Origin of the sequence: Streptomyces sp. NPDC059994, assembly GCF_042737755.1 — a bacterium.
Taxonomy (GTDB): Bacteria; Actinomycetota; Actinomycetes; order Streptomycetales; family Streptomycetaceae; genus Streptomyces.
The window spans coordinates 1-22,456 of sequence record NZ_JBHWUR010000066.1 but is presented as its reverse complement, the minus strand read 5'-3'; the positions used below and the strand labels follow the sequence as shown (position 1 = coordinate 22,456).

The 22,456-nt window shown below is 72.2% G+C and carries 20 protein-coding genes and 2 pseudogenes; 8 read left to right on the top strand and 14 right to left on the bottom strand.

Features of this window, described 5'->3' with window-relative positions:
* Positions 1–9: 9 nt before the first annotated feature.
* The 5 genes from ACFWA7_RS27045 to ACFWA7_RS27025 all read right to left on the bottom strand — a co-directional run bounded on the left by ACFWA7_RS27045 (position 10) and on the right by ACFWA7_RS27025 (position 5,424).
* Positions 10–3,207: an amidohydrolase family protein gene (locus tag ACFWA7_RS27045; RefSeq protein ID WP_385825604.1), complete on the bottom strand. Its 3,198-nt coding sequence runs from the start codon at positions 3,205–3,207 to the stop codon at positions 10–12.
* 92 nt (positions 3,208–3,299) lie between these two features.
* The gene (locus tag ACFWA7_RS27040) at positions 3,300–3,671 is read right to left on the bottom strand and encodes a toxin Doc (RefSeq protein ID WP_079126386.1); all 372 of its coding nucleotides are present in this window, start codon (positions 3,669–3,671) and stop codon (positions 3,300–3,302) included.
* A 2-nt stretch (positions 3,672–3,673) separates the two neighbouring features.
* The gene (locus ACFWA7_RS27035) at positions 3,674–3,922 is read right to left on the bottom strand and encodes a ribbon-helix-helix protein, CopG family (RefSeq protein WP_101386713.1); all 249 of its coding nucleotides are present in this window, start codon (positions 3,920–3,922) and stop codon (positions 3,674–3,676) included.
* 74 nt (positions 3,923–3,996) lie between these two features.
* Positions 3,997–4,188: a hypothetical protein gene (locus ACFWA7_RS27030; protein WP_385538982.1), complete on the bottom strand. Its 192-nt coding sequence runs from the start codon at positions 4,186–4,188 to the stop codon at positions 3,997–3,999.
* Between the two features lie 75 nt (positions 4,189–4,263).
* On the bottom strand, positions 4,264–5,424 hold the full coding sequence (locus tag ACFWA7_RS27025) for a serine hydrolase domain-containing protein (protein WP_385538980.1): 1,161 nt from the start codon (positions 5,422–5,424) through the stop codon (positions 4,264–4,266).
* A gap of 169 nt (positions 5,425–5,593) precedes the next feature.
* On the opposite strand from ACFWA7_RS27025, the gene ACFWA7_RS27020 reads away from it, so the two are divergent.
* A complete protein-coding gene (locus ACFWA7_RS27020; protein WP_385825602.1) occupies positions 5,594–6,508 on the top strand; it encodes a hypothetical protein in 915 nt (304 codons plus the stop codon).
* 82 nt (positions 6,509–6,590) lie between these two features.
* Here ACFWA7_RS27020 and ACFWA7_RS27015 read toward each other — a convergent pair whose 3' ends face one another.
* Positions 6,591–7,427, bottom strand: a complete 837-nt coding sequence (locus tag ACFWA7_RS27015; RefSeq protein ID WP_385538976.1) for a helix-turn-helix domain-containing protein — start codon at positions 7,425–7,427, stop codon at positions 6,591–6,593.
* Between the two features lie 451 nt (positions 7,428–7,878).
* Here ACFWA7_RS27015 and ACFWA7_RS27010 point away from each other — a divergent pair, with 451 nt between their 5' ends.
* Positions 7,879–8,502 (top strand): histidine phosphatase family protein, encoded by a 624-nt coding sequence (locus ACFWA7_RS27010; protein ID WP_385825600.1) that lies wholly within the window; start codon positions 7,879–7,881, stop codon positions 8,500–8,502.
* A 55-nt stretch (positions 8,503–8,557) separates the two neighbouring features.
* Here the strand turns inward: ACFWA7_RS27010 and ACFWA7_RS27005 are convergent.
* Positions 8,558–8,971, bottom strand: a pseudogene (locus ACFWA7_RS27005) (hypothetical protein); the annotation flags it as partial.
* 209 nt (positions 8,972–9,180) lie between these two features.
* On the opposite strand from ACFWA7_RS27005, the gene ACFWA7_RS27000 reads away from it, so the two are divergent.
* The gene (locus tag ACFWA7_RS27000) at positions 9,181–9,996 is read left to right on the top strand and encodes an SDR family NAD(P)-dependent oxidoreductase (protein WP_385825598.1); all 816 of its coding nucleotides are present in this window, start codon (positions 9,181–9,183) and stop codon (positions 9,994–9,996) included.
* A 291-nt stretch (positions 9,997–10,287) separates the two neighbouring features.
* On the opposite strand, the pseudogene ACFWA7_RS26995 reads toward ACFWA7_RS27000, so the two are convergent.
* Positions 10,288–10,362 (bottom strand): annotated as a pseudogene (locus ACFWA7_RS26995) (hypothetical protein); the annotation flags it as partial.
* A 732-nt stretch (positions 10,363–11,094) separates the two neighbouring features.
* On the opposite strand from ACFWA7_RS26995, the gene ACFWA7_RS26990 reads away from it, so the two are divergent.
* Positions 11,095–12,201, top strand: a complete 1,107-nt coding sequence (locus tag ACFWA7_RS26990; protein ID WP_385538971.1) for a sugar ABC transporter substrate-binding protein — start codon at positions 11,095–11,097, stop codon at positions 12,199–12,201.
* A 101-nt stretch (positions 12,202–12,302) separates the two neighbouring features.
* Here ACFWA7_RS26990 and ACFWA7_RS26985 read toward each other — a convergent pair whose 3' ends face one another.
* Positions 12,303–12,836 carry a hypothetical protein gene (locus ACFWA7_RS26985; protein ID WP_385542262.1) on the bottom strand — a complete coding sequence of 178 codons (534 nt, stop codon included), beginning with the start codon at positions 12,834–12,836 and terminating at the stop codon, positions 12,303–12,305.
* A 450-nt stretch (positions 12,837–13,286) separates the two neighbouring features.
* Between ACFWA7_RS26985 and ACFWA7_RS26980 the strand changes: the two genes are divergently transcribed.
* Together ACFWA7_RS26980 and ACFWA7_RS26975 are read left to right on the top strand one after the other, a co-directional pair.
* A complete protein-coding gene (locus ACFWA7_RS26980; RefSeq protein WP_385825596.1) occupies positions 13,287–13,820 on the top strand; it encodes a hypothetical protein in 534 nt (177 codons plus the stop codon).
* A 127-nt stretch (positions 13,821–13,947) separates the two neighbouring features.
* Positions 13,948–14,784: a DUF4097 domain-containing protein gene (locus ACFWA7_RS26975; RefSeq protein WP_385542259.1), complete on the top strand. Its 837-nt coding sequence runs from the start codon at positions 13,948–13,950 to the stop codon at positions 14,782–14,784.
* A 122-nt stretch (positions 14,785–14,906) separates the two neighbouring features.
* Here the strand turns inward: ACFWA7_RS26975 and ACFWA7_RS26970 are convergent, their stop codons facing one another.
* From ACFWA7_RS26970 to ACFWA7_RS26955, 4 genes are all read right to left on the bottom strand, one after another.
* Positions 14,907–15,257: a VOC family protein gene (locus ACFWA7_RS26970; protein ID WP_385825594.1), complete on the bottom strand. Its 351-nt coding sequence runs from the start codon at positions 15,255–15,257 to the stop codon at positions 14,907–14,909.
* A 232-nt stretch (positions 15,258–15,489) separates the two neighbouring features.
* Positions 15,490–15,849 carry a hypothetical protein gene (locus ACFWA7_RS26965; RefSeq protein ID WP_385825592.1) on the bottom strand — a complete coding sequence of 120 codons (360 nt, stop codon included), beginning with the start codon at positions 15,847–15,849 and terminating at the stop codon, positions 15,490–15,492.
* 131 nt (positions 15,850–15,980) lie between these two features.
* Complete coding sequence (locus ACFWA7_RS26960; protein ID WP_385825590.1) at positions 15,981–16,880, bottom strand: class I SAM-dependent methyltransferase; 900 nt, start codon at positions 16,878–16,880, stop codon at positions 15,981–15,983.
* A gap of 46 nt (positions 16,881–16,926) precedes the next feature.
* The gene (locus ACFWA7_RS26955; RefSeq protein ID WP_385825588.1) at positions 16,927–18,051 is read right to left on the bottom strand and encodes a DUF5954 family protein; all 1,125 of its coding nucleotides are present in this window, start codon (positions 18,049–18,051) and stop codon (positions 16,927–16,929) included.
* A 176-nt stretch (positions 18,052–18,227) separates the two neighbouring features.
* Between ACFWA7_RS26955 and ACFWA7_RS26950 the strand changes: the two genes are divergently transcribed.
* Complete coding sequence (locus ACFWA7_RS26950; RefSeq protein WP_385542249.1) at positions 18,228–19,019, top strand: alpha/beta fold hydrolase; 792 nt, start codon at positions 18,228–18,230, stop codon at positions 19,017–19,019.
* A 98-nt stretch (positions 19,020–19,117) separates the two neighbouring features.
* The gene (locus ACFWA7_RS26945; RefSeq protein ID WP_385542247.1) at positions 19,118–20,545 is read left to right on the top strand and encodes a lipase maturation factor family protein; all 1,428 of its coding nucleotides are present in this window, start codon (positions 19,118–19,120) and stop codon (positions 20,543–20,545) included.
* Between the two features lie 49 nt (positions 20,546–20,594).
* Here ACFWA7_RS26945 and ACFWA7_RS26940 read toward each other — a convergent pair whose 3' ends face one another.
* A complete protein-coding gene (locus tag ACFWA7_RS26940; RefSeq protein ID WP_385825586.1) occupies positions 20,595–22,232 on the bottom strand; it encodes a phospholipase D-like domain-containing protein in 1,638 nt (545 codons plus the stop codon).
* Between the last annotated feature and the right edge of the window lie 224 nt (positions 22,233–22,456).

Below are 22,456 nucleotides of genomic sequence, written 5' to 3'. Positions count from 1 at the left end.
CGCGACCGCTCACCCGGGCAGCTGCTCGGCCTCGGCGTCGCAGCACCCGCCGCGCCGCATCAGCCGCCCCACCGAGAGCCACTCGCTGTCGGCGCCCGCGTGCCGCGGCGGCTGCTCGAACGCGGCCACCAACTCCTCGGTCCCGTACGGCACTCCGCCCCGCAGCACCGAGACCGTCCGTACCATCGTGCCGAAGTCCTCGAACGGGTCGCCGTCCACCACGGTCAGGTCGGCGATCTTCCCCTCCTCCACGGTGCCGAGGTGCCGCTCGACCCCGAAGAGGCGGGCCGGGAGCACGGTCGCTGTGCGCAGGGCCGCCGCCGGGGAGAGACCACCCCGGTGCAGCGCGCGCAGGCCCAGGTGCAGGGAGAGGCCGACGGGCACGATCGGCGCGTCCGTCCCGAGAGCGACCAGGCCGCCCGCCGCGAGCACCCGGCGGTAGACGTCGGTCTCCGTGCGCAGCGTGGCCAGTTGGGCCGCCGTCGGCGGCACGCCCGCCGACTGCCGCACCAGCGCGGAGTCCCACGGCGGCATCACCACGGTGACCCGGGGGTCCGCCGCGAGCCCGGGATCGGCCCCGATCAGCGGCGCCGAGGTGAACGGCGTGGCGATGAGCGCGAAGTTGACGCCGCGCGCGGAGTAGACCTCCACCACGTCCTCGTACGCGCGCCCCGACGCGGTGGTGGCGTGCCCGGACTCGGCGCGCTGGGTGGCCTGCAGATGGGTCGTCAGGTCCTGTTCCAGCTGTACACCGGGCGAGAGCAGATGGCTTCCGGCGCGCACCCCGAGGCGTTCGTGCGCGAACCGGGCCGCCTCCTCCATCACCCAGCCCGGCGCCCGCACATAGGTCTTGACGAAGTCCCAGTCGAGCGCGGCAGCCCGCTCAAGCGACCGCCGCAGTCCTTCCCTGGTGCGATGGGCGCGCCCCATGCTGTACGCCACCCGGGAGCCGTCCAGCAGCTCCCCCGTGGTGAGCAGCCGGGGCCCTGCGAGCTGCCCGGCGGCCACCGCCTCACGGATGCGGGCCTGTTCGTACGCGAATCCGCCGAGGGATACGGCCGTGGTGATCCCGTAGGTGAGCTGGCTCGCGGTCTGACGGCCGCCATAGGTGCTCTGCCAGGGGTGGGTGTGGGTGTCCCACAGGCCGGGCACGACCGTACGCTCCGAGGCGTCGATCCGCCGCAGCGCCCCACGGGCGCGGTGCGGCTCGACGGCCGCGATGCGCCCGTCGCGTACGACGATGTCGACGTCGTCGCGGACCTTCTCGCCGGTGCCGTCCCACAGCCGCCCGGCGTGCACCACCGTGTCGGCGGGCGCCGGCCTGTGCGCGTCCAGCGGCACCCGGACGGTGCGCGCGGGCCCGCCGTCGACGCCGATGAGCCGCAGGCGCGAACCGGACAGATACAGCAGTGTCTTGGAGTCGCCCGACCAGGACGGGTGGTCGGCGGGCTCGTCGGTCAGGGTGCGCGGCGGGCCCTGCGGGGTTCCGTCGGGGCCGACGGGCAGCAGACAGAGCGCCGACTCGACGATCACCGCCATCCAGCGTCCGTCGGGCGACCAGACGGGCCCCGAGTCGTACCGGTCGGAGACGGAGACATGCGGCGCCACCGCGTGGAGGCGGGCGGTGCCGGTCTCCGTGTCGACGACCCGGATGAGGTTGTAGCCCTCCCTGAAGCGCGCGTTGAGGCGGTTGCGGTCGCAGAGCGCGAGATGGCGGCCGTCGGGCGACCAGCTGGGGCGGCCGGGCAGCCCGCCGCCGCCGAGGGGCGCCGCCAGGGCGCGTTCGGTGCCGGACGCCAGGTCGCGTACGAGGAGGTGGCCGGTCAGGTCGAGGCAGGCGAGCCGCTTGCCGTCCGGCGAGAGCGCCGGGTGCACACGCCCGCCCGTCGCGAGCGCGCTCTCCTCACCGGTGGCCAGATCTCGACGGTGGATACCGAGCAGCCCGTCGCGGTCGTCGGCATACAGCAGCGCCCGCCCGTCGCGGCTCCAGACGGGACCGAGCAGATAGCGCGTCGGCGCCGACTCGCGCAGCCGCTCGGGCGGCCGGGCGCCCGAAGTGTCCGCCAGCCACAGTGTGTTGAGGGCGGCGAACGCGACGCGCCGCCCGTCGGGCGAGAGCGCGGGCAGATGGATGCCCCGGACCGGCCGCACGCGCCCCTCGCCGAGGTCGTACTCCTTGACCCGGTAGCGCGGCCGCTCCACGGGCAGCACGCCCTCGAACGGGATCGCCTCCGCCTCCCCCGGCCGGTCGGGCCGTACCAGCGTGAAGCGCCCGTCGACGGTCAGCAGCAGCTCGCCGGCCGCCGTCCAGCGCGGGGGTACCGGCGCGATGTCCCCGGCGACGGCGACCGGCTTGCCGTCGACGACGAGCACACAGGAGCCGTTCGGCGCGGCGGTGGTGCGCAGATGGGCGAGCCGACGGCCGTCGGGCGCGAGGACCGGGCACATGACCTGGGCGGCTTCGCTCTCGGTGTACACGACGCCGACGGGGCCATTTCCTTCGGCCGGAACGGCAGCGATGGTCCGCGCTTCCACACCGACCCCGAGGGCGGTGGTGACGACCTTCGCGCGGACGAACAGGATCCTCGCCCCGTCCGGGGACCAGGTGGGGTCGAAGTCCTCCCAGGCCCCGTCCTGGAGCGGCCCGTCCTGGCCGGGAAGCCCGGTGAGCCGGGTGAGCCGCCCCGTCCGCAGGTCCAGTACATGGACGCGGTACGAGCTGCCCGCCACCGGGTCGCCCGCGCGCTCGGACGCGAACGCGATCCGCGTCCCGTCGGGCGACCAGGCCGGCCCCCGGTCGTCCCAGGGGCCCTCGGTTCGCCGCCGCACGTCCGAGCCGTCCGGCCGCATGGTCCATACGTGGTAGCCGCCGCCCTCATAGGCGCAGAAGGCGATGAGCGACCCGTCCGGAGAGTGGACCGGCCGACCGGGTTCCAGCCCCGCCGGGGTGAGCGGCACGGCCCTGCCGCCATGCCGGGGCAGTGACCACAGCACGCTCTGGACCTCGGCGACCACCCGGTCCCCGGCGGGCGCGAGGCTCGCGGAGCCGTTGGTGGCCGCACTGAACGCCAACGAGAGCCCACCGCGCTGCCGGGCCGCCGCCGGCATCGTCCCGACGGCGGTGACGGCCCCGGCCGCACCGGCGGCGGCGAGCAGTTGACGGCGGGAGAGGGAGCTCGCGGCGACGCCGCTCGGGTCACGGTCCATGCCCCCACACGCTGGCGCACCACGCATCTCGTGGGCAACCCTGCCATTCAGGCCAGACGGGTTGGGATGGAGGAGCAGGTGAAGGCGAGCGGTCAGATGCGCCAGGACCGTATCCGGTCGGCCGCGTCGTAGGCGTCGGTGTGGCCCGCGTCTATGTCGCGGGCGAGGTCGATGAGGGCGCCGTACGGGGCGTCCAGGCCCTCGCCCGCCGCGTTCATGTACGCGACCACCACCGCCGCGCCGAAGAGCGCGTTGCGGGCGGGCAGGGGGCGCAGCCGGATGATCGCGTGCATCAGGGCGCCCGCCCGCCAGGAGTTGTCGACGGTCGCCTCGACCCGGGGGGTGTTGACGCGGTGGCGGCCGACGGCGGCCACCAGGCTGGAGAAGTCATGGACCGTGGGCTGCTTGGGCAGCACTTCCGTCTGGCGTTCGAGCAGCCATCGGATGTCGATGTGGAACTCCACCGTCAGGCGGCCCGCCCCGAGGAGTCCCGCTGGTCGGGGGCGTCGTCCGGGAAGGCCGCGTCGAAGGCGTCGCCCTGTTCGGCGATGAAGGAGCGGAAGACCTCCGCCGCGCCTTCGAGCCGTGGATCGCGCACCGCCTCGTACGCGGCCTGCGTGATGAGCGCGGTCACCGTCGACCCCTCGGCCTCCGCGCGCTCCTTCAGCAGCGCGTGCAGCTGGTCGTCGACCCGGATCGTCACTGACTTCGACATGCTTCGACCGTACAGCAGGCCGTACAGCGCGAGACCGCTTCCACCGAAACGGGCCCCACGGCCGTCCTGTCAGGTCACTCGGACACCGAGCGGACCACCACCAACGAGCCCTCGCAGCAGGGCTGCTCGCGCAGCGTGCCGAGGCGCGCGTCCCAGGCGCCGCTGTCCAGGTCGCGGCGCAGGTCGCGGGCGAACCGCTCGCACACCGTCTCGTCCACAAGGCTCCAGGCCGAGCACGCCTGCCGGGCACCGGGGTCGAGCAGCATCTCCGGGCGGGCGTAGTACGCGCCTCGTCGAAGGCCGGTGGCGGAGGCGCCCAGTGGTCAAGCCCCGTACAGGCGTCAGGAGTTCGCCGCATATCGCCAGAAATCCTGCATGGCGACAGGAGGCGGAGTGGGGCCGGTCAGCTCCAGCTGCGTCAGCAGGATCGCCGCCGTGCCGGTGGACGGGACGATGTGCGCCGCCGTTCCGGTGCCGCCCATCCAGCCGAACCGTCCCGGCACGTTCCAGGGCTCGACCGCCTCGACGTCGACCGCTCCGCCGAAGCCCCAGCCCTGCCCCTCCAGGAACAGCCTGCTCGCCTCGCGCTGGGCCGGGGTGAGGTGGTCGGTCGTCATCTGCCGTACGGAGTCGGGCGACAGGACGCGGTGGCCGTCGAGCGTGCCCCCGGCGAGCAGCATCCGGGCGAAGGCGTACAGATCGTCGACGGTCGAGACGAGCCCGCCGGCCCCGGACGGGAACGCGGGCGGGGTGCTCCACTGCCCGTCCTGCGCGTCGACCAGCTCCAGGCCGTCGGAGTCCGGGGCCCCGGCCCGGTAGTAGCCGGTGAAGCGGCCGAGGTCGGCGGCCGGGACCGCGAACCCGGTGTCGGTCATACCCAGCGGCTCGAAGATCCGCTCGGCCAGGAACTCGGGCAGCGGACGCCCGCCGACCCTGGCGATCAGTACGCCCTGGATGTCCGAGCACGCGTTGTACAGCCAGGCCTCGCCGGGCTGGTACAGCAGCGGGATCCGGGCGAGCGCAGCCATCCACGCGTCCGGCGCCGCGACGGCCTGCGGCTGCGGCGGGCCCTGCAGCAGGTCGGTGAAGAGCGGCGCGACCGCCGGGAGCGAGAAGTCGGCCGGGAAGCCGTATCCGGCGCGGAAGGTGAGCAGATCGGCCACCGTGATGGGACGGAGGGCCGGGACCATGTCGTCGACCGGGCTCTCGGGCGTACGGACCACGCTGGGCGCCGCCAGCTCCGGCAGCCACTCCGCCACCGGCGAGTCCAGCGCGATCCGGCCGTCCTCGACCAGCGTCATCACCGCCGCCGCCACGATCGGCTTGGTCAGCGACGCGATACGGAAGATCGAGTCCCGGGCCATGGGCGCGCCGCCCTCGACGTCGGTGTGCCCGACGGCCTCCATCTCCACCCGGTCACCCCGGGCCACCAGGCCCACGGCTCCGGGCGCACAGCCGTCGCCGCCCACGTGCTTCTTGAGGATGTCGTGCAGATCGCTCATCGGTCCACCTTCGGCAGTCGGAAGTCGTCAGCGGTCAGTCGTGAGGAAGACCGGCGGCGGCGCGCGAACTCATCGGTCCCTCAGCCATCGGATCCGCACCGACCCCTCCCACCTGCGCAGACGGCTAAGATCACGAGGATTTTTCACAAACGGGGAAGGAATGCGACCTGTGCGCGTTTGGGGCGGGGGCATCGCGCTGGCGACCGCGGGGGCGGCGCTCGCGGTGATGCTGTCGGGGTGCGGAAGCGGCGAGTCCGAGCAGGACGGTCCGGACGGCGGCGGTGCGAAGGGCGGCACGGGCGCGCCCGAACCGGAGCGGGCCGACGACGAAGGAGCGGCCTCCGGCAAAGGATCCGCGAAAGGGTCCGGCAAAGGAGCGGAGGTCCGCGCCGCGTTGACGGCCGCGGCCAGGAAGACCGGCGAGCAGGCCTCGTACAAGACGCTCCAGACGGGGGCGCCGGGCTCCGGCCGCTCCGAGATGCTGTTCCAGAAGTCGCAGTCCGCGAGCGTCATCAAGTCGTGGAGCAAGCCGTCCTCGGCCCATCCGAGCGGCTTCAGCCAGGTGATCTCGCTCGGCGGGAAGACCTATGTCCACACGGACGAGGTGCCCGGCAAGAGCTGGTACACCATGGACGACACCGCGTACGCGGGCGCCGACAAGGGCTCGGGCGAATCGCGGGCGGCGGGATACGTCCCCGAGTTCGCGGGCGCGCTCGCCGCGTCCCCGTCCACCCGGCGCCTTGGCGAGGAGCGGGTCGGCGGGCGTCCCGCCGACCACTACCGCGGCACGGTGGTCGTGGACGAACTGGCCGCGTACACCGGGCCCGCCATCGACAAGGGCGTCCGCGACAGCTATGTCGCGAGCACCCGGCAGCAGGGCATGAGCTCGGTCGTCATCGACCTGTGGGTCGGCAAGGACGGTCTGGTCCTCAAGTCGCGCGAGGAGGGCCGGGGTTCGAAGGGCCCCGGGCTCGTCGTCGAGGAGTACTCGGACTTCGGCGCGGTCCCGGCGATCACGCCGCCTGCGGCGGACACCGTCGCCAGCTGGGAGGAGTTCGTCGACGGCCTGTCGCAGCGGTCGTAGGCGGTACGGGAGCGCGTGAGGGGTGCTGCCGGGCCCGGCCGGTCCGGCGGCACCCCTCCTCAGTTGCCGCGTCGGGATGTGGTCAGCGGTTGAAGACGCTGGTGCGGCTCCCTTCGACGGCCGCCGTGCCGTCCAGTGGGGTGTGGTTCGCGAGTCCGCACAGCTGCGCGGGTGTCAGGCCCGCCAGCGCCTTGAAGTCGCGGTTCAGATGCGCCTGGTCGTAGTAGCCGCACGCCGCCGCGAGTTCGGCGAGCGACCCGTGCGAGCCGTACGGCAGCGTCAGCGCACGCTGGAACCGCAGGATCCGGGCGACGGACTGCAACGGCAGACCGATCTGCTCCCGGAAGAGCACCTGCAGGCGCCGGCCACCGCGGCCGGTGGCCCCGGCCAGTTCGCCCAGCGTCATCCCGCCGTGGCGTGCGCTCAGCCTGCTCCAGGCCTCGGCGACCACGGGGGACGGCACGGGACCGTCGGCCAGCAGGCTCGCCAGGGCGTCGTCGAGGAGCGCCCAGCGCGCCTCCCAGTCGGGTGCCGCGGCGAGCCGTTCGGTCAGCCTCTCCGTCCATCTCTTGCCCAGCAACTCGTCCGGGTGCACGGTCTCGTTCGCCAGATGGTGCATGGATACGCCCAGGCACATATAGGCGCCGAGCGGGGTGAAATCCACTTCGACGGCTTGTCCGGATCCCCGGTAGCCGCCGAGGACGGGTGACGTCCGCAGACCTCCGACCAGCGAGTACCACGCCCCGCCCGCCGATTCGCTCTCACCGGCGCCGAACAGGTGCAGCGGGTCGCCCCAGCCGACGATCATGGTCACCGTGGCGCCGGGGAGGGTCAGCCTGGCGGGCATCCCTCCCGGTGTGCGCCGGCCCCGGTACTTGACCACCTGGCCCCGCAGCCAGTCGGGTGCCGCCCGTTCCACACTCTCCCCTCGGTCTTCCTCCCCTCGGTCTTCGGTAATCAAGGATGCTTTGGCCTCCACCTGCAACCCTCTCCTCACCATGCGCGTGTTCCGCCGACCGGAATCCGGCAAGGCAGTGCGCCTTCTTACAAGACCAGCGGTCGGCCTCGGCAGCAGTCTGTGATGGCAGAGGCGGTGAAGGCCAGGAACAGCCGAACCCCTGGCCGAATATCGGCCATCGCCAGGATGCCGGGGGCATATGCCTCTGATCTACGGCCAGTCGAGCGGCGGTACGACAGGCCCGAGGGGGGCCGGCTCAGGTCGGTCCGTTTCCCTGTTGTCACCCGCCCACGGGGGTGGCGGGTGACAACAGGAAAGCGGACCGGGACACGGGAAGCGGAACCGCACGGCGGGGCCCGGCGTCCCTTCGGGCATCCGTGTGATCACGATCTGCCCCGGAGGACCTCCACCCATGGCCGGAACGGCTGCCCGCTACCTCTACCTCGCGCGCCACGGCGAGGCCCTGCCGGACGAGAGCGGGCTGACGGAGAACGGGCGGCGCCAGGCCGTCCTGCTCGGCCGACGGCTCCGGGACAGTCCGCTCTCCTCGGTGCTGCACAGTCCGCTCGCGCGCGCGGCGGAGACCGCGCGCCTGATCCACGGTGAACTCGACGGCGTCCCCATGGAACCGTCGGACCTGGCCGGGGACTACATCCCGTACGTGCCCCGCAGGGAGGAGCTGCCGCCCGATTACGCCGACTCGCTGCTCGAACGGCTCGCCCAGTTCCCGGCCGAGATGAGCGAGCTCGGGCGCGAGCGGGCGCCCGCCGCCCTCGCCCGGTTCGCCCGGCCCGTGGAGGGCGACGAGCCCCGCCACGAGCTGGTCGTCACCCACAACTTCCTCATCGGCTGGCTCGTCCGGGCCGCGCTCGACGGTCCGAAGTGGCGCTGGCAGGGCCTCAACCACGCCAACGCGGCACTGACCGTGATCCGGTACGCGCCCGACCGCCCGGCCTCCGTCGTCTTCTTCAACGACATGGGGCATCTGCCCGCGGAACTCCGCTGGACCGGCTTCCCACCGGAGTTCCGCGTCTGAGCGGCCGCCCCCGGCCAGCCGCCGTATCCCGCGAAGATCTTCGAGAACCCGCACCGAAGCGGTAACTCTCGTTCACCGCAGGGTCGTTGTTCTCGAACGGCACGCTCCCGCGGAGACAGCCGAAGGGGCCGTCGAGCCCCGCCGCTGACACTCGGGCGGGCAGCCCGTCCAGCGAGCCGCCGCACCCGGGGCTGCCCGGCACCTGGAGGCCGACCTCGGGACGCGCGTACACATAGGCGTCGACCTGTGGGATCGCATACGTCTGCTCGTACGCGACGTGCGCGGCCATCTCCGGCGAACCGACCGGGAAGGGCGCGTCGTTGGGCAGGGCGACCGCCTGGTACCCGGCGCGCGGGGCGCCGTCGGCCGTGTCCGCCAGGAAGGCGGCGTCGATGACGGGACGGCCGGACCCGCCGAGCTCCACCACGGTGTACGGCGTGCGCTCGCCGTCGAGTTCGGCGAGAATCGCGCCGACGGGCGACAGCGCGCTTCCTCTTGTGGGGCTTTCCAGCATCTTGTGTGACACATGACGTGCACCGGTTGCTCGCGGCCGGCGGGGGCGCGGCGGTACGGATTCCCCGCGGCTGCGCGCCGATGGCGTCTGCCTATGATCGTTCGAGGGTTCGATCGAGGTGCTGGTCGAACCGCACCGCACGCGACCACGGAGGCTGAACGGGCATGGCTGAGCGACAGGTTGTCATCGTCACCGGAGGCGGGACCGGGATCGGCGCCGCCACCGCCCGGCTGCTCGCCGACGCCGGACACCGGGTGGTCGTGTCCGGGCGCCGCCCCGAGCCCCTGCGCGAGATCGCCGAGGAGACCGGCGCGCTGGCCCACCCCTGCGACATCGGCGACCCGGACGCCGTGCGGGGCCTGGTGGACGCGGCGGTCGCGGCGTACGGCCGGCTGGACGGCGTGGTGCTCAACGCCGGGACCGGGCGCAGCGGGGCCGTCGGTGACACCTCGGTGGAGGACTGGGACCTGGTGATGCGCACCAATCTCACCGGCCCGTTCCTGCTGCTGCGCAGCGCGCTGCCGCATCTGGTCGAGGCCCGCGGGTCCGTGGTCGCGGTCGCCTCGGTGTCCGCGCTGCGCAACGGGGTGGGCAACGCCGCGTACGCCACGTCGAAGGCCGCGCTGCTCCAGCTGTGCAGCTCCCTCGCGGTCGACTACGGGCCGAAGGGGCTGCGCGCCAACACCGTGTGCCCGAGCTGGGTGCGTACGGAGATGGCCGACCGGCGCATGGCGCGCTTCGCCGAGGAGGAGGGCCTCGCGGACGTCGACGCGGCGTACGAGACGGCCACCCGGCTGCTGCCCGCCCAGCGCCCTGGTGAGCCGCGTGAAGTCGCCGAGGCCATCGCGTGGCTGCTCTCCCCCGCGGCGTCGTTCGTCAACGGCGCGACGCTCACCGTCGACGGCGGGGTGACGGCGCTCGACCCCGGGACCGTGCCCTTCGGGTTCCACGTCGAGCGCCGCGGGGACGCGACCGGCTGAGGCCGCACCTGACCATCGGTCAGGCAAGCCCGGTGAGCAGCTCCTCGCGGCTGTTGACACCCGTCTTGCGGTGGATCCTCCCGAGGTGGTCGTTGACGTGCGCGGCGGCGGTCGAGCCGGCGGGCGATGCGCTTGGTGGGCAGGCCGTGGAGCACTTCCTGCATGACGGTCCGCTCCCGGGTTGTCGTCCCGTACCGGACGGAGACGGCCGGCAACAGCAGGCCGCCCGGGGCCGGTTTTGCGGCTGTCGACCCGTACATGGCCGTCGCCCGCGTCCTGGAACCGCAACTGCTGGGCGGTGGTCGCGTTGCAGCCGTACTGCTGGACGGCGGCGCCGTCGGCGGTACCGGCCGACGTCGCGCCCACGCACTCGCCGCTGTGCTGGGCGGACACGGTGACCCACCCCGTCGGCAGCGGCGCGGCTTCTGCCCTGGGGCGGCAACGGCACCAGTGGTCAAGGCGGCGGCGAGCGCGCCGACGGCCACCAGCGATGCGGCTCCGCCACGCGCGCTCCGACGGTCGTGTGGAGTGGGGGTTGCGGGAATGGCCATGGCCTCACCCATTCTTCAAGGCGTGAAGTTAGGGCTCCACCATGGACACGTCAATGGTTCAGACCTCGAACATCTGATCCGAACAGGGGCTTGACAGATTGTTGGCTCGCCACTCAAGTCACGTAGTGAAATAAGAGGGTTCCGCTAAGGTGTAGACCAATTCAGCCCGACTTTGGCGCGCTTGCGTTCAATACGTGAACGAACATTCCACCTTTTCCATCACCACGTCGCGTTCCTTGAATGCACTGACCGACGGGCAGACCACATGGACGCCTCCCGACGGGCACTGCCCACCTGAGCTGCGAGACTACAATTCCCCTCCTCGTCAAATTGACGAACCATCAGCAATCGCCCAGCAAAGCAAAAAGCAGCCGTTAGCCCGTTTCACCCCGTATTGCCGGGCAGATTAGGCCCGTCCCGCCCGTATCCGAAAATTCCGTTGTCATCTCGTTAAGGGCTAACTTCTTGACGTCTCCGCAAGGGCAGGGTTGGCTTCCAGCCACCTCGGCCGAAATTTATGCGGCCATGTCAGGGAGGTTGTTTTTAAGTGAGCACGCGTACCGGCCGTGGAGCGATGACCGTGGGTGTCGTCGCGATGGCCGTCACCCTCGCCGCATGCGGCGGCGGGAGCAAGTCCGGCGACGGGTCCAACGGAGCCGCCAAGAAGAGGGACCTCAAGATAGGTCTGCTGCTGCCGGAGAAGCAGGCTGCTCGCTACGAGAAGTCGGACAAACCGCTGATCGAGAAGATGGTCGGCGAGCTGACCAGCGGCAAGGGCCAGGTCGTCTACGCGAACGCGGAGCAGGACGCGGCGCGCCAGAACCAGCAGGTCGACGCCATGATCGCCAAGAAGGTCGACGCGCTCATCATCGACGCGGTGGACTCCAAGGCCATCGGTGGCGCGGTGCAGCGGGCCAAGGACGCGGGCATCCCCGTCGTCGCCTTCGACCGGCTCGCCGAGGGCCCTGTCGACGCGTACGTCTCGTTCGACAACGAGGACGTCGGTCATGTGCAGGCCAGGGCCCTGCTGGACAACCTGGGCGAGAAGGCCAAGGACGGCCAGATCGTGATGATGAACGGTGCCCGCACCGACCCGAACGCCGCCCAGTTCAAGAAGGGCGCGCACAGCGAGCTGGACGGCAAGGTGAACATCGGGAAGGAGTACGACACCAAGGAGTGGAAGCCGGAGAACGCCGCCGCCAACATGCGCAGCGCGATCTCGGCCCTGGGCAAGGACAAGATCATCGGTGTCTACTCCGCCAACGACGGCATGGCCGGCGGCATCATCAGCGCCCTCAAGGCCGCGGGTGTCTCCAAGCTGCCGCCGATCACCGGCCAGGACACCGAACTCGCCGGGGTCCAGCGCATCGTGGCGGGCGAGCAGTACATGAGCGTCTACAAGTCGTACGCGGAGGAGAGCCCGATCGCCGCGCAGATGGCGGTCGCGCTGGCCAAGGGGCAGAGCCTCATCTCCATCGCCAACTCCAAGACCAACAGCCCGACCAAGAGCGACATCCCCACCGCGCTCGTCCCGGTCGTCGCCGTGATCAAGGAGAACATCCGCTCCACCGTCGTCAGCGACGGCCTCTACACCATCGACGAGATCTGCACGGCCAAGTACAAGGCCGCCTGCAAGTCCGCCGGACTGCAGTAACGGGCGCAGCCGCACCGCCCGACCGTAAAGACCTCTGCCCGGCCCGCATGACGCGGGCCGGGCAGAGGTCTTCGGGTCCGTTCTACGGGCCTCCGGGGCGGTCAGCCGCCGTACGCGGCCTTGGGCGGGCGGCGCAGCCGGGGCTCCGGGCGCGCCGCGCCAGAGGCGCACGGCTCGAACCCGAAGGGCGCCAGCAACTCGGCCTGGAAGGACGCGGGAGCCGTGGCGTAGGCCGGCAGGGACGCCTCGTCCACGATGCGCAGGACCGGGTCCAGGACGACTTCGAGGGCCGCCGGGTGGGCGGTCGGGGCGATGCCGACGGCCGCGAGCAGCCAGTGGTCCTCCTCGCCCGGTATCCGTCCGTCGTGGTCGCGCGCGGGCATCAGGGTCGGCCGCAGCCCGTGCAGTCGCAGCAGGGCTCTGTGCTCCTCCTCGTCGATGGAGACACCCGGCGGGATCCACACCGCAGCCGCCTCGGGCGCTCCGGAGCCCGACTCGGCCACCCACACCTTGCCGGTCTCCAGACCGAAATGCGCGAGGATGAGCCGGAGTTGGGCCTGTGAGGCCGAGACGAGAGCGGCGGTCTCGGGCGGCAGCCCGTGGTCGCCGGAGAGCAGGCGCACTATCGCGTTCACATCCTGCAGGGACGCACGCCGAGCGCTGACCCTGTGCGCAAAAGTGAGGGCCATAAGCCGTGCCTTTCGCTGTGGTGCGTGAGGACGACAGTGGCCTCACGCACCTCTTTGGCTTCTCTTTACCGAGGCTACCCGCCCAAGGGTAAGGGCATCGTATGAATCGGGGACCCCTCAGCCGACCGGGAATTGTGCGCCGGAGGAGGCGCCCGGGGCGTGCGGCGGCACCTGGGCGCCATCGCTGCTCGCCGCCGATCCGTCGAACCGGGCGGACTGCCCGGTCCGCACATGCGGTCGGCCCCGGTCCGACCGGCGGCGACCTGCGGCGACGGGCTCCCGGACGGGAATGGCGCCACTCCGCCCCGCTCGTGACGCCAGCATTGACGCCACTTCTGGCGCCATTCATCACTTCGGGTACTTGATATAGCGCCAAGATGGTGCCACTCTGGCGTCATGGACCTTACGCCCTACGTCGACAACCTCCGCCACGAGCTCGCGGTCGCCGCGGATGCCGGTGGGGACGAAGCCCGCGCGCTGGCGGAGCGGCTGACCACCCCGCTGGAGTCGGCCGTCAGGCTCACGCTGCTCAACGCGCTGTCCGCGGCCACGGACGAGATCACCCGGGATCTGGCGCCGGGCTCGGTCGACGTGCGGCTGCGCGGGCTCGACCCCGAGTTCGTGGTCACCGCGCCACCGGTCCTGGAGGCGTACGAGGAGGTCGGGCAGCGGGAAAGCGCGCCGAGCGGGGGGCGGGTGCCCGTGGCGGCCCCGGCCGGCGGCGACGACGGCGGTACGGCTCGGATCAACTTCCGTCTGCCCGCCCACCTCAAGACACGCGTCGAGGACGCCGCCGGCCAGGAGAGCCTCTCGGTCAACGCCTGGCTGGTCCGGGCCGTGGCCACCGCCCTGGAGCCCGGCGACGGCGGCCCCGCCCCCACTCGCAGCCGCCACCGGGGCGGCCAGGGCTTCACCGGCTGGGTGCGCTAGGGCCCGCCCGGAGATCCGGTCGGCTTCGGCACTGGACGCCTTTCGGTGCGAGCAGGCCGGAACCACTTCACCCTTCACCCGTCCGACCGGCGGGACCACACACCAGAGCCAAGAAGACGGGACAGCCATGCCGCACTTCGACACACCCCAACCGATCTCCGTCATCCTCGAATTCGACATCGGCTCGGCCCTGATCACCGCGGGCAAGCGCACGGACACGGTCGTGGAGGTGCTCCCCCGCGACGGTGCCGCCGAGGCCGACGTACGGACCGCGCAGCAGACACAGGTGACCTATTCGGGCGGCAAGCTGGTGGTCAAGGGACCCAAGAAGCGCTCCCTGTTCAGCCGCAGCGGATCGCTCGACATCAGCATCGAGCTCCCCGCCGGTTCCCGGCTCCAAGGGACCGCGCCACTGGGAGACTTCGTCACCGAGGGGCTGCTCGGGGACTGCACCCTCAAGACCTCGGCCGGTGACATCCAGGTCGAGCACGCGGCGGCCGTCCAGCTGAAGACCGCCCACGGCGACATCCGGCTGGGCAGCGCGAGCGGGGACGTCGAGGTCGCCGGTTCGGGCCGGGTGGAGATCGGCGAGGTCGCGGGCACCGCCACGGTGAAGAACGTCAACGGCGAGACCACGATCGGCGAAGTCACCGGCGACGTACGGGCGAACGCGTCCAACGGCCGCATCTCGCTCGGCGTCGCCCACGCCGGAGTCGACGCCAAGTCCGTGAACGGCGGCATCCGGGTCGCCGACGTCAGGCGCGGCCAGATCGTGCTCATGTCGGCCATAGGAGACCTGGAGGTCGGCATCCGGGAGTCCACGGCCGCGTGGCTCGACGTGAACACCCGGATGGGAATCGTTCGCAACTCCCTCGGCACGGCCGACGGCCCCGGCTCGGAGGACCTCACGGTCGAGGTGCGCGCGCGGACCGGCCTCGGCGACATCGTGATCCGGCGCGCCTGACCGCCCGTCGGCCCCGACGTCCTGGCGGGCGCGGCCGTGGAGGCCGAGGCCCTGCCGACGGGCGCCGGCTCCGATTGGTACGAGCCGAGGGATGGCGACTGGCAGGTCCGGCGGTCGCGCCCTCAGAGGCTGTGGGCGACCGGGTGAAGGGGTTGGTAGAAGGCGAGCTCGGCCCCGCTGGGCAGGCGGACCGCCGCGATGCGGCCCCAGGGCTGGTCGGTGACCGGCCGCGTCAACTCGACCCCCTTGGCCGCGAACTCCTCCACCTGGGCGGTGATGTCGTCGCACATCAGATACAGCTCGTGCTTGGGCTCCCTCGTGGTGGGGTGGACGGCCAGTTCTGTCGGCGGGAGCCGGAAGATGAGCCAGCCCTGGCCCGCGTCCACCCCCGGGAAGCCCAGCACGTCCCGGATGAAGGCCCGGTCGGCCTCGGCGTCCGTGCTGTAGAAGATGGCGTGCGCGCCACTGAACATGCTGCCCTCGCTTAGTCGTTCCGTCCGCACCGGCTGGTCCCCGGCATCCTCGCAGCCGGGCAGCGGGCCCCTCGTCGACACGCGCGACCCGGCCGCAACCTACCCGGTCCGGATGCGACGGGAGTCGAGCGCCACTGGAGTGCGCGGACGGCGGACGGCGGACAGGGCCGACGCCGAGACGCGGGCACGTCGAGCACTCCGGCACTCAGGCACTCGACCGTTCGGGCCCGCGTCAGCCGACCATCGCGCCGAGTGCGGACAGCGCCTCCAACTGCCGGGCGCTCAGCCCCCGCACCCCGCGCAGATCGAGCCGCTCGTACACGCGCGGGGCGTGGAACGTACTGACGCAGCGGTCCGCCCCTCCGGTCCACGCCCTGAGCCGGGCCATCTCGTCCTCCCGGCCGAAGATCGCGCCGGTCCGGGCCGCGGTCGCCGTGTCGACGGTGACTCCGGAGATGGCGCCGCGCCGGCGCGGCTGCGCCGGGGTCCGCCGGGTCTCGCTCCTCGCACGCCGGAACTGGTAGTACGCGGTCGCCGGTCCCAGCAGTGCGGAGGGCACGGCCACCAGGGTGGTGAGGGCGGTCACGTCCATGCTCGCTCCGCTGCGTCGTGACTCCGGGTGACGAAACGGTGACGTCGTCCAGGGTGGCACGCGGGATGCGGTCGCGAACTACGTTTGCCGAAGGCCGTGCGCGCGGGGCGCGCACGGAGCCTGAGCACGGGTTACGGCTGAACGGCCGCCGCCCCGCCGGGCTTTCGGCCCCGTACGGCCCAGGCGCGGGCGGTGAGGGCGATCGAGCCGTCCGGCCGTGTCGGTACGGCCTGGCGCAGCGCGGTACGGAGCCGGTCACGGGCGGGTGGGGCGAGTGCTGCCACGTAGCCGGGTGCCGGGCCCTGCCCGCTGAGGAAGGGCTCCCACAGATCCGCGAAGCCGGTGAAGACGGTGTCCACCTCGATCTCGGCGACAGCCGCGTCGACAAGGCCCGCGCCGGTCCACAGGCTTCTCAGCGGATCCGGGCGGCACTGCGGGAACCGGCGGCCCTCGTGCAGCGCGGCGGCCGCCGGGTCCAGGGCGACGGCGGCGTCCCAGAAGTGGCGCAGGAGGTGCATCCCCTCCGCGTAGTCCCATACGTACGCCGCCACCGTCGCGCCGGGCCGTACGACCCGTACCGCCTCGGTGAGCGCGGCGTCGGGTGCGGGCAGGAAGTTGAGCACGAGCCCGCTGACGACGACATCGCAGGAGGCGTCCGGCACCGGCAGCGCACGGGCGTCCGCCACGGCGAACCATGCCCGGTCGGCGGCCTTGGGTGCCCGGGCTGCGGCGGACCGCTCGTGTGCCTCGGTGGCGGCCGCCCGTGCCGAGGCCGCGAACCCGGCGGACCGGTCCACGCCGAGCAGCGCGGCCGGTCCGCACCGAGCCGCCACGGTCGTGGTCAGGGCGCCGGTGCCGCAGCCCACGTCCAGCCACCGCAGCCCGTCCGCGCAGCCCAGCCATGTCACGAACCGCTCGGCGACCGTGCGGCTCCAGCGGCCCATGTACCGCTCGTAGGCGGTCCCGGCCGCCCAGACGTCGAAGCGCCCGTCCCGCGCGATGCGCTCGGCCTGCCCGCCTGCCGTGTCCATGTCTTCACGATCCCGGACGCGGCCTGGCGGCGCGAGGCCGCCGCCTTCAGCCGCCCTCGGGACGGCGTCTGCGTTCTTTCGCCGCTGCGGCGCGCGCCGTTTCCTGCTCCCACAGGCGGGAGAGCTCCTGGGCCTGTTCGTTCAGCTCGATCGGCTCGTCCTCCTCCTTCCAGAGCCCCTGTTCCTTGAGCCGGCGCACCTGGATGTCGACGGGCGGCTCCGGGTCGTAGTCGCAGGGGCGCGGGCCCTCGGGCCCGTCGGGGCCGATCCGGACGAGCCGTTCGACGCGGGTCACCCGGAAGCGCCGCTCGGCGACGCTCAGCGCGTTGCGGCGCTTGTCGTCGAGCCGGTCGGCCGCCTCCGCGTACACCGCGCGGGTGGCCTCGTCCAGCTGGAGCGTGAACGGCGCCATCACCCGCAGCCAGCCCGCCAGGGAGTCCCTGGCGCCCTGGGGCGTCGTGTACGCCGCCCCGGGGTCGTGGGCCCGCCACTTCCCGCCCTCCCGCTCGGAGACCATGAAGACGGCGGGCAGCAGCACCCCGCCGGGGTACCGCTCGACGGCCCGCCGCGCGTCGTCCGTGACCTCGCGGGGCGCGCCGGGGGCGGAGCCGACGAAGCGGACCAGGTCCAGCTTGAGGATGCCGTCGGCCAGGCCGGTTCCGGTGTACGGGTCGATCACGAAGCCCTTGGTGCGCGAGGGCACCCGGTGCGACTCGCCCACCTCGCCCGGGTCCGGGTCGGACGGGCGCGGCGGCTCCGGCCCGCCGGCCCCCATCCGGATGAAGCGCGAGGCCCGGACGATCCGGAACCGCTCCCCCAGGACGCACACGTCGTCGACGACCTCCCGGTCCATGCGCGCGGCCGCCGCCAGCCACTTGCGCCCGGCCTTGTCCTGGCCGGCGCCCGAGGCTTCCCGCGCCCGCCCGCGGAAGCGCGAGCCCAGCGCGTCCCGGGCGCCCTGCGGCGTGTCGCTGCTGCACTCGGGCAACTCCCAGCCGCCCGTCTCGCACTCTCTGGCGTGGAAGAACTCCGGAATCCCCACCCCCAGGATCTCCGGGTACCGCTTCCGTGCCTGCCACGCCTCCTGCTCGGCGAACGCGGCGACCGGGCCTTCCTGCGGCGTCACACGGAACGTCAGAAAGGCCGGCACCTTGTCCTCGTAACCGCTCATGTACCGACTGTGCCCGACCCGGGGACGGCGGTGTGGGGCGAAGCGTGAAATCAACTCATCGCGGGTGACGGGGAATTGATCCGCGGAAACGTACGGGAGCCCGGTCGGGCGTGCGGGGCGCGGGACCGGCGTACCGTGGAATCAAGATCGGGCCGTCACGCCGTGGGCAGGTGCACATGAGTGGTGCGTGGGCGAGCTGGGAGCGTCGCGAGAGCGGGACGGCGGGGGCCCTTGGGAGTGCGCTGCTGCTGCCCGGCGGGATGTGCCGGGCGGGGCAGTACGACGAACTGATGGCCGAGCCCGCGCTGGCCGGGGTGCGGCTGGTGGCGGTGACGCTGCCGGGGCACGGCGGTACGCCCGCGCCCCGCGACACCAGCGTCGAGAACTACGCCCGGCTCGCGGGCGAGTGCGCCGCCGAACTCGGGTGCGATGTGGTGGTGGGGCACAGCATGGGCGCCAACGTCGCGCTGGAGATGGCGGGATCTGGTGTGTTCCCGGGACCGGTGATCCTGCTCGCGCCCAGTTTCTCGCGCCAGGACGAGGCGGTGTTCCTGCGGGCGCTCGACCGGCTCGCGCGCGTGCTCGGGCACCTGCCGTACAGCGCGATGCTGAAACTGGTCGGCGGCATGGCCGGGCAGAGCCCGCTGCCCCCGGACCGCGTCGCCTCGCTCCTCGCGGACCTGCGCCGGAACGACCCGAGCGCCGTGCGCCGCACGGTCCACGACTACCTCCGGTACCTGGACCGCCACGGCACGGTGGCACCACGTCTGTGCCAGGCCGGGGTGCCCGCCTGGGTGGTCCACGGCGAGAGCGGGGACGGCGGGGCGACCGACGCCGAGCGGCGCACGCTGGAGGCGTGCCCGCGGGTCAGCGTGGTCACCATTCCCGGACCGAGCTTCTTCACTCCGAACGAGGAGCCCGCCCTCGTGGCGAAGCTCGTCGTGGAGGCGCTGGCGACGTCCCGATGACGAGGACCCGCCGCTGAATCCCCGCCCGTGAGGTCCCGTACAGCCGGGCCCGCCCCGCCCCGCAGGCCACCCGCGTCACTCAGCTTCACAATGAAACCGTGGAGTGGTTCGTCGCACCCGACTACTGGCTGAGCCGGCTGGTCTTCCAGCGGGCGCTCGCCGCGGTCTACCTCGTCGCGTTCCTGGGCGCGGCTGTGCAGTTCCGGGCGCTGATCGGCGAGCGCGGCATGCTCCCGGTCCCGTGGTACGTCGAGCGGGTGCCGTTCCGCCGGGCGCCGAGCGTCTTCCACTTCCGCTACTCGGACCGGTTCTTCGCCGGCTGGGCCTGGGCAGGGGTCCTGGTCTCGGCGGGACTGCTGGCCGGGGTCGACGCCAGGGTGCCGCTGTGGGGCGCGATGCTGCTGTGGCTGCTGCCCTGGGCGCTGTACCTGTCGATCGTGAACGTGGGCCAGACCTGGTGGTCCTTCGGCTGGGAGTCACTGCTCCTGGAGGTCGGGTTCCTCGCGGTGTTCCTGGGCAACGACGAGGTGGCGCCGCCCATCGTCGTGCTGTTCCTGATGCGCTGGGTGCTGTTCCGCGTCGAGTTCGGTGCGGGGCTCATCAAGATGCGCGGCGACGAGTGCTGGCGCAAGCTGACCTGCCTCGACTACCACCATGAGACACAGCCCATGCCGGGCCCGCTGAGCTGGTTCTTCCACCATCTGCCCCGGCCCTTCCACCGCGTGGAGGTCGCCGCCAACCACGTCACGCAACTGGCCGTCCCGGTCCTGCTGTTCACCCCGCAGCCCGTCGCCACGGCGGCCGCCTCGCTGATGATCCTCACCCAGCTGTGGCTGATCCTGTCGGGCAACTTCTCCTGGCTGAACTGGACGACGGTCGCCCTCGCCGTCACCGCCGTCGACTTCTCCCCGGCCGCCGGCACCCGGCACTTCGCGGCCACCCCGCTCTGGTACGAGGTCGTGGTCCTCGCCGTCGCCGCGTTCCTGCTCGCCCTGAGCTACCGCCCGGCGCGCAACCTGCTCTCGCGCCGCCAGATCATGAACTACTCCTTCGACCCGCTGCACCTGGTCAACACGTACGGCGCGTTCGGCAGCGTCAGCCGGCTGCGGCTCGAAGTCGTCATCGAGGGCACGGCGGACCCGCTCCCGCTCGCCGACTCCGACTGGCGGGAGTACGAGTTCAAGGGCAAGCCCGGGGATCTGCGGCACTGGCCGCGCCAGTTCGCGCCGTACCATCTGCGGCTCGACTGGCTGATGTGGTTCGCCGGTCTCTCCCCGGGCTACGCGCGGCCGTGGTTCGGGCCCCTGGTGGAGCGCCTCCTGGACAACGACCCCGACACGCTGCGCCTGCTCAGGCGCTCCCCGTTCCCGCCCGACAGCCCGCCGCACTACATCCGCGCCCGGCTGTTCCGCTACCAGTACACGACGTGGCGCGAGCTGCGGGCGACGGGCGCGTGCTGGAAGCGGACGTACGTACGCGACTTCCTGCCGCCCACACGGCTTGGGGCGACCGACCGCACCGGATAGCGACGGCGGGCGGGAACGGGCTGCCGGGCGAGGGGAGCGAGGCGCTGGATCAGGCCTGGCAGATACCGCGCTCGTAGTCGAACGTGGCGGTCGCCTGCGAGTACTTCCACTGCGGGGCGAGCAGCTTCGCCTTCAGCTGGGCGGCGGCTTCGGGGCTCTCCACCACGTATCCGAAGTCCTGGAGCCACGAGGGGTACAGGTTCTTGGAGCCGATGTAGAAGGCCGAGTCGTCGACGGAGACCAGCTTGTGGTGCTGGGCGTACGGGTGGCCGTCGGCCCACTTCGGGCTGTCCGAGCTGCGGAAGGTGGCCAGCTGGAGGCTGGAGCACATCTTGGCGCGGGCGGCGCCCTTGTCGCCGGTCAGCAGGGCGAGGCGGTCGCGCAGGGTGTCGCTGACCTCGGAGAGCGACTTGATCTGCGAGTAGCCGCCGCTGCCGACCGCGCCGCGGTTGGCGGGGTCGCTGACGACGATCCGCACCTTGACCCCGGCGGCCATCTTCGCGGCGAGCGCGTCGTAGAGCCGGATGTCGTAGCGCGGCAGCGGCGGGCAGGTGGCGTTGAGGTCCTGCTGGGAGATCTCGATGTGGTCGCGCGCGCTGGAGACGAGCGCGCGCAGGGCACTCTCCTCCGGGTTGACCGTGTCGTAGTCGCGGTCGGCGTTGGTGTTGTCGTGCAGCCCGACGACGCACTTGGTGTCGGCGGCGGTGGGCAGCGTCGGGCGGAACGCCGAGGCCGGGTCGTTGTTCTTGATGCCGACGCCGAGACCGCCCACGGCGATCACGGGGACGTTGCCGTCGGCGGGGGCCGGGCCGGGGGCGTCCCGCGTGAGCGACGGCATACAGCCGGCGCCGTTGGAGGAGGCGAACCAGACGCTGGCGATGTTGGACTTGTTCTGGCAGGTCCAGGCCCACAGTGTGTCGAGGTACTTGCCCGCGGAGCCGGCGGCCGGTCCCGTCAGCGCGAGGTCGACGTCCGACACCGGGTGGGCGGTGTCGAGGTAGTCGTCCTTCCAGCCGTTGATGCCGCCGGTGACGGCCGACCGGTTGTCGACGACCAGCAGCTTGGAGTGGTTCCACGAGAACGCGGTCTTCGAGGTGGTCATCGACGCCACGTTGAGCGTGACGTTCTTCGCCGCCTCGCCCAGCCTGCCGACCAGTTCGTCGCGGTACTTCGAGGGGAGCACGTTGAGGTGGTAGATCGGCGCGGCGCCGACGAGGACACGGACCTTGAGCTTGTTCCCGGCGGCGGCCGAGGCCTTGAGGCCGTCGACGATCGCGTCCTCGAACGCCCCGTTGGGGAACGGCGCGAGCGTGGATATGTCCACCGTGCTCTTGGCCTTGGAGATGTTCTCGGTCATCTTGGCGAGCAGCCGCTTCGTCCCGGGCCGCTCGGCGCACTTGTCGTCGCCCCAGCAGCCGGGGGTCTGGAGCAGCCAGTCCGAGGGGTCGGCGCCCGAGGCGTCGAGCCGGTTGCCCGCGGTGCGCTCCCAGACGGTGCCCTCCAGGCCCGGCGAGACCTGACGCAGGGCCTGTTCGACCGCGTCGAGGTGCGCGGTCGCGCCCGGGCCGGGCGGGGTGTCGCCGGAGTCCGCGAGCGCCGGGGCGGCGGGCAGGACCGCGAGCACGGTGGAGCAGGCCACCAGATGACCGGCGAGGCGGGTGCGGCGGCGAAGCTGACGGTGAGCCAATTCTTTTCGCATTCTGGTCGGGGAGGGCGTTCACGAACGCCCGTGCGGGGTGGGCGAGTCGGAACACCGGGACCGCCCACCAAGATCAACTCACAGAGGTTACCAATCGGCCGGAAGCGGTCGGACCCGACCGGGACGCGGGGAGCCCCCGATGGCCGAGAACCGCTGGTCGACGAACGGCCCGGCGCCCGCGCCCCGGACCGCCCGGCCCGCGGCGACCCGGC

Excerpts from the sequence above, each read along its gene's own strand:
- ACFWA7_RS26955 (WP_385825588.1), bottom strand. The coding sequence starts at position 18,051 with ATGAGCGGTTACGAGGACAAGGTGCCGGCCTTTCTGACGTTCCGTGTG.
- ACFWA7_RS27025 (WP_385538980.1), bottom strand. The coding sequence starts at position 5,424 with ATGAGCGATCTGCACGACATCCTCAAGAAGCACGTGGGCGGCGACGGC.
- ACFWA7_RS27030 (WP_385538982.1), bottom strand. The coding sequence starts at position 4,188 with ATGCTGCTCGACCCCGGTGCCCGGCAGGCGTGCTCGGCCTGGAGCCTT.
- ACFWA7_RS26980 (WP_385825596.1), top strand. The coding sequence starts at position 13,287 with ATGGACCTTACGCCCTACGTCGACAACCTCCGCCACGAGCTCGCGGTC.
- ACFWA7_RS26965 (WP_385825592.1), bottom strand. The coding sequence starts at position 15,849 with ATGGACGTGACCGCCCTCACCACCCTGGTGGCCGTGCCCTCCGCACTG.
- ACFWA7_RS27010 (WP_385825600.1), top strand. The coding sequence starts at position 7,879 with ATGGCCGGAACGGCTGCCCGCTACCTCTACCTCGCGCGCCACGGCGAG.
- ACFWA7_RS26970 (WP_385825594.1), bottom strand. The coding sequence starts at position 15,257 with ATGTTCAGTGGCGCGCACGCCATCTTCTACAGCACGGACGCCGAGGCC.
- ACFWA7_RS27035 (WP_101386713.1), bottom strand. The coding sequence starts at position 3,922 with ATGTCGAAGTCAGTGACGATCCGGGTCGACGACCAGCTGCACGCGCTG.
- ACFWA7_RS26950 (WP_385542249.1), top strand. The coding sequence starts at position 18,228 with ATGAGTGGTGCGTGGGCGAGCTGGGAGCGTCGCGAGAGCGGGACGGCG.
- ACFWA7_RS27000 (WP_385825598.1), top strand. The coding sequence starts at position 9,181 with ATGGCTGAGCGACAGGTTGTCATCGTCACCGGAGGCGGGACCGGGATC.
- ACFWA7_RS26975 (WP_385542259.1), top strand. The coding sequence starts at position 13,948 with ATGCCGCACTTCGACACACCCCAACCGATCTCCGTCATCCTCGAATTC.
- ACFWA7_RS27045 (WP_385825604.1), bottom strand. The coding sequence starts at position 3,207 with ATGGACCGTGACCCGAGCGGCGTCGCCGCGAGCTCCCTCTCCCGCCGT.
- ACFWA7_RS26960 (WP_385825590.1), bottom strand. The coding sequence starts at position 16,880 with ATGGACACGGCAGGCGGGCAGGCCGAGCGCATCGCGCGGGACGGGCGC.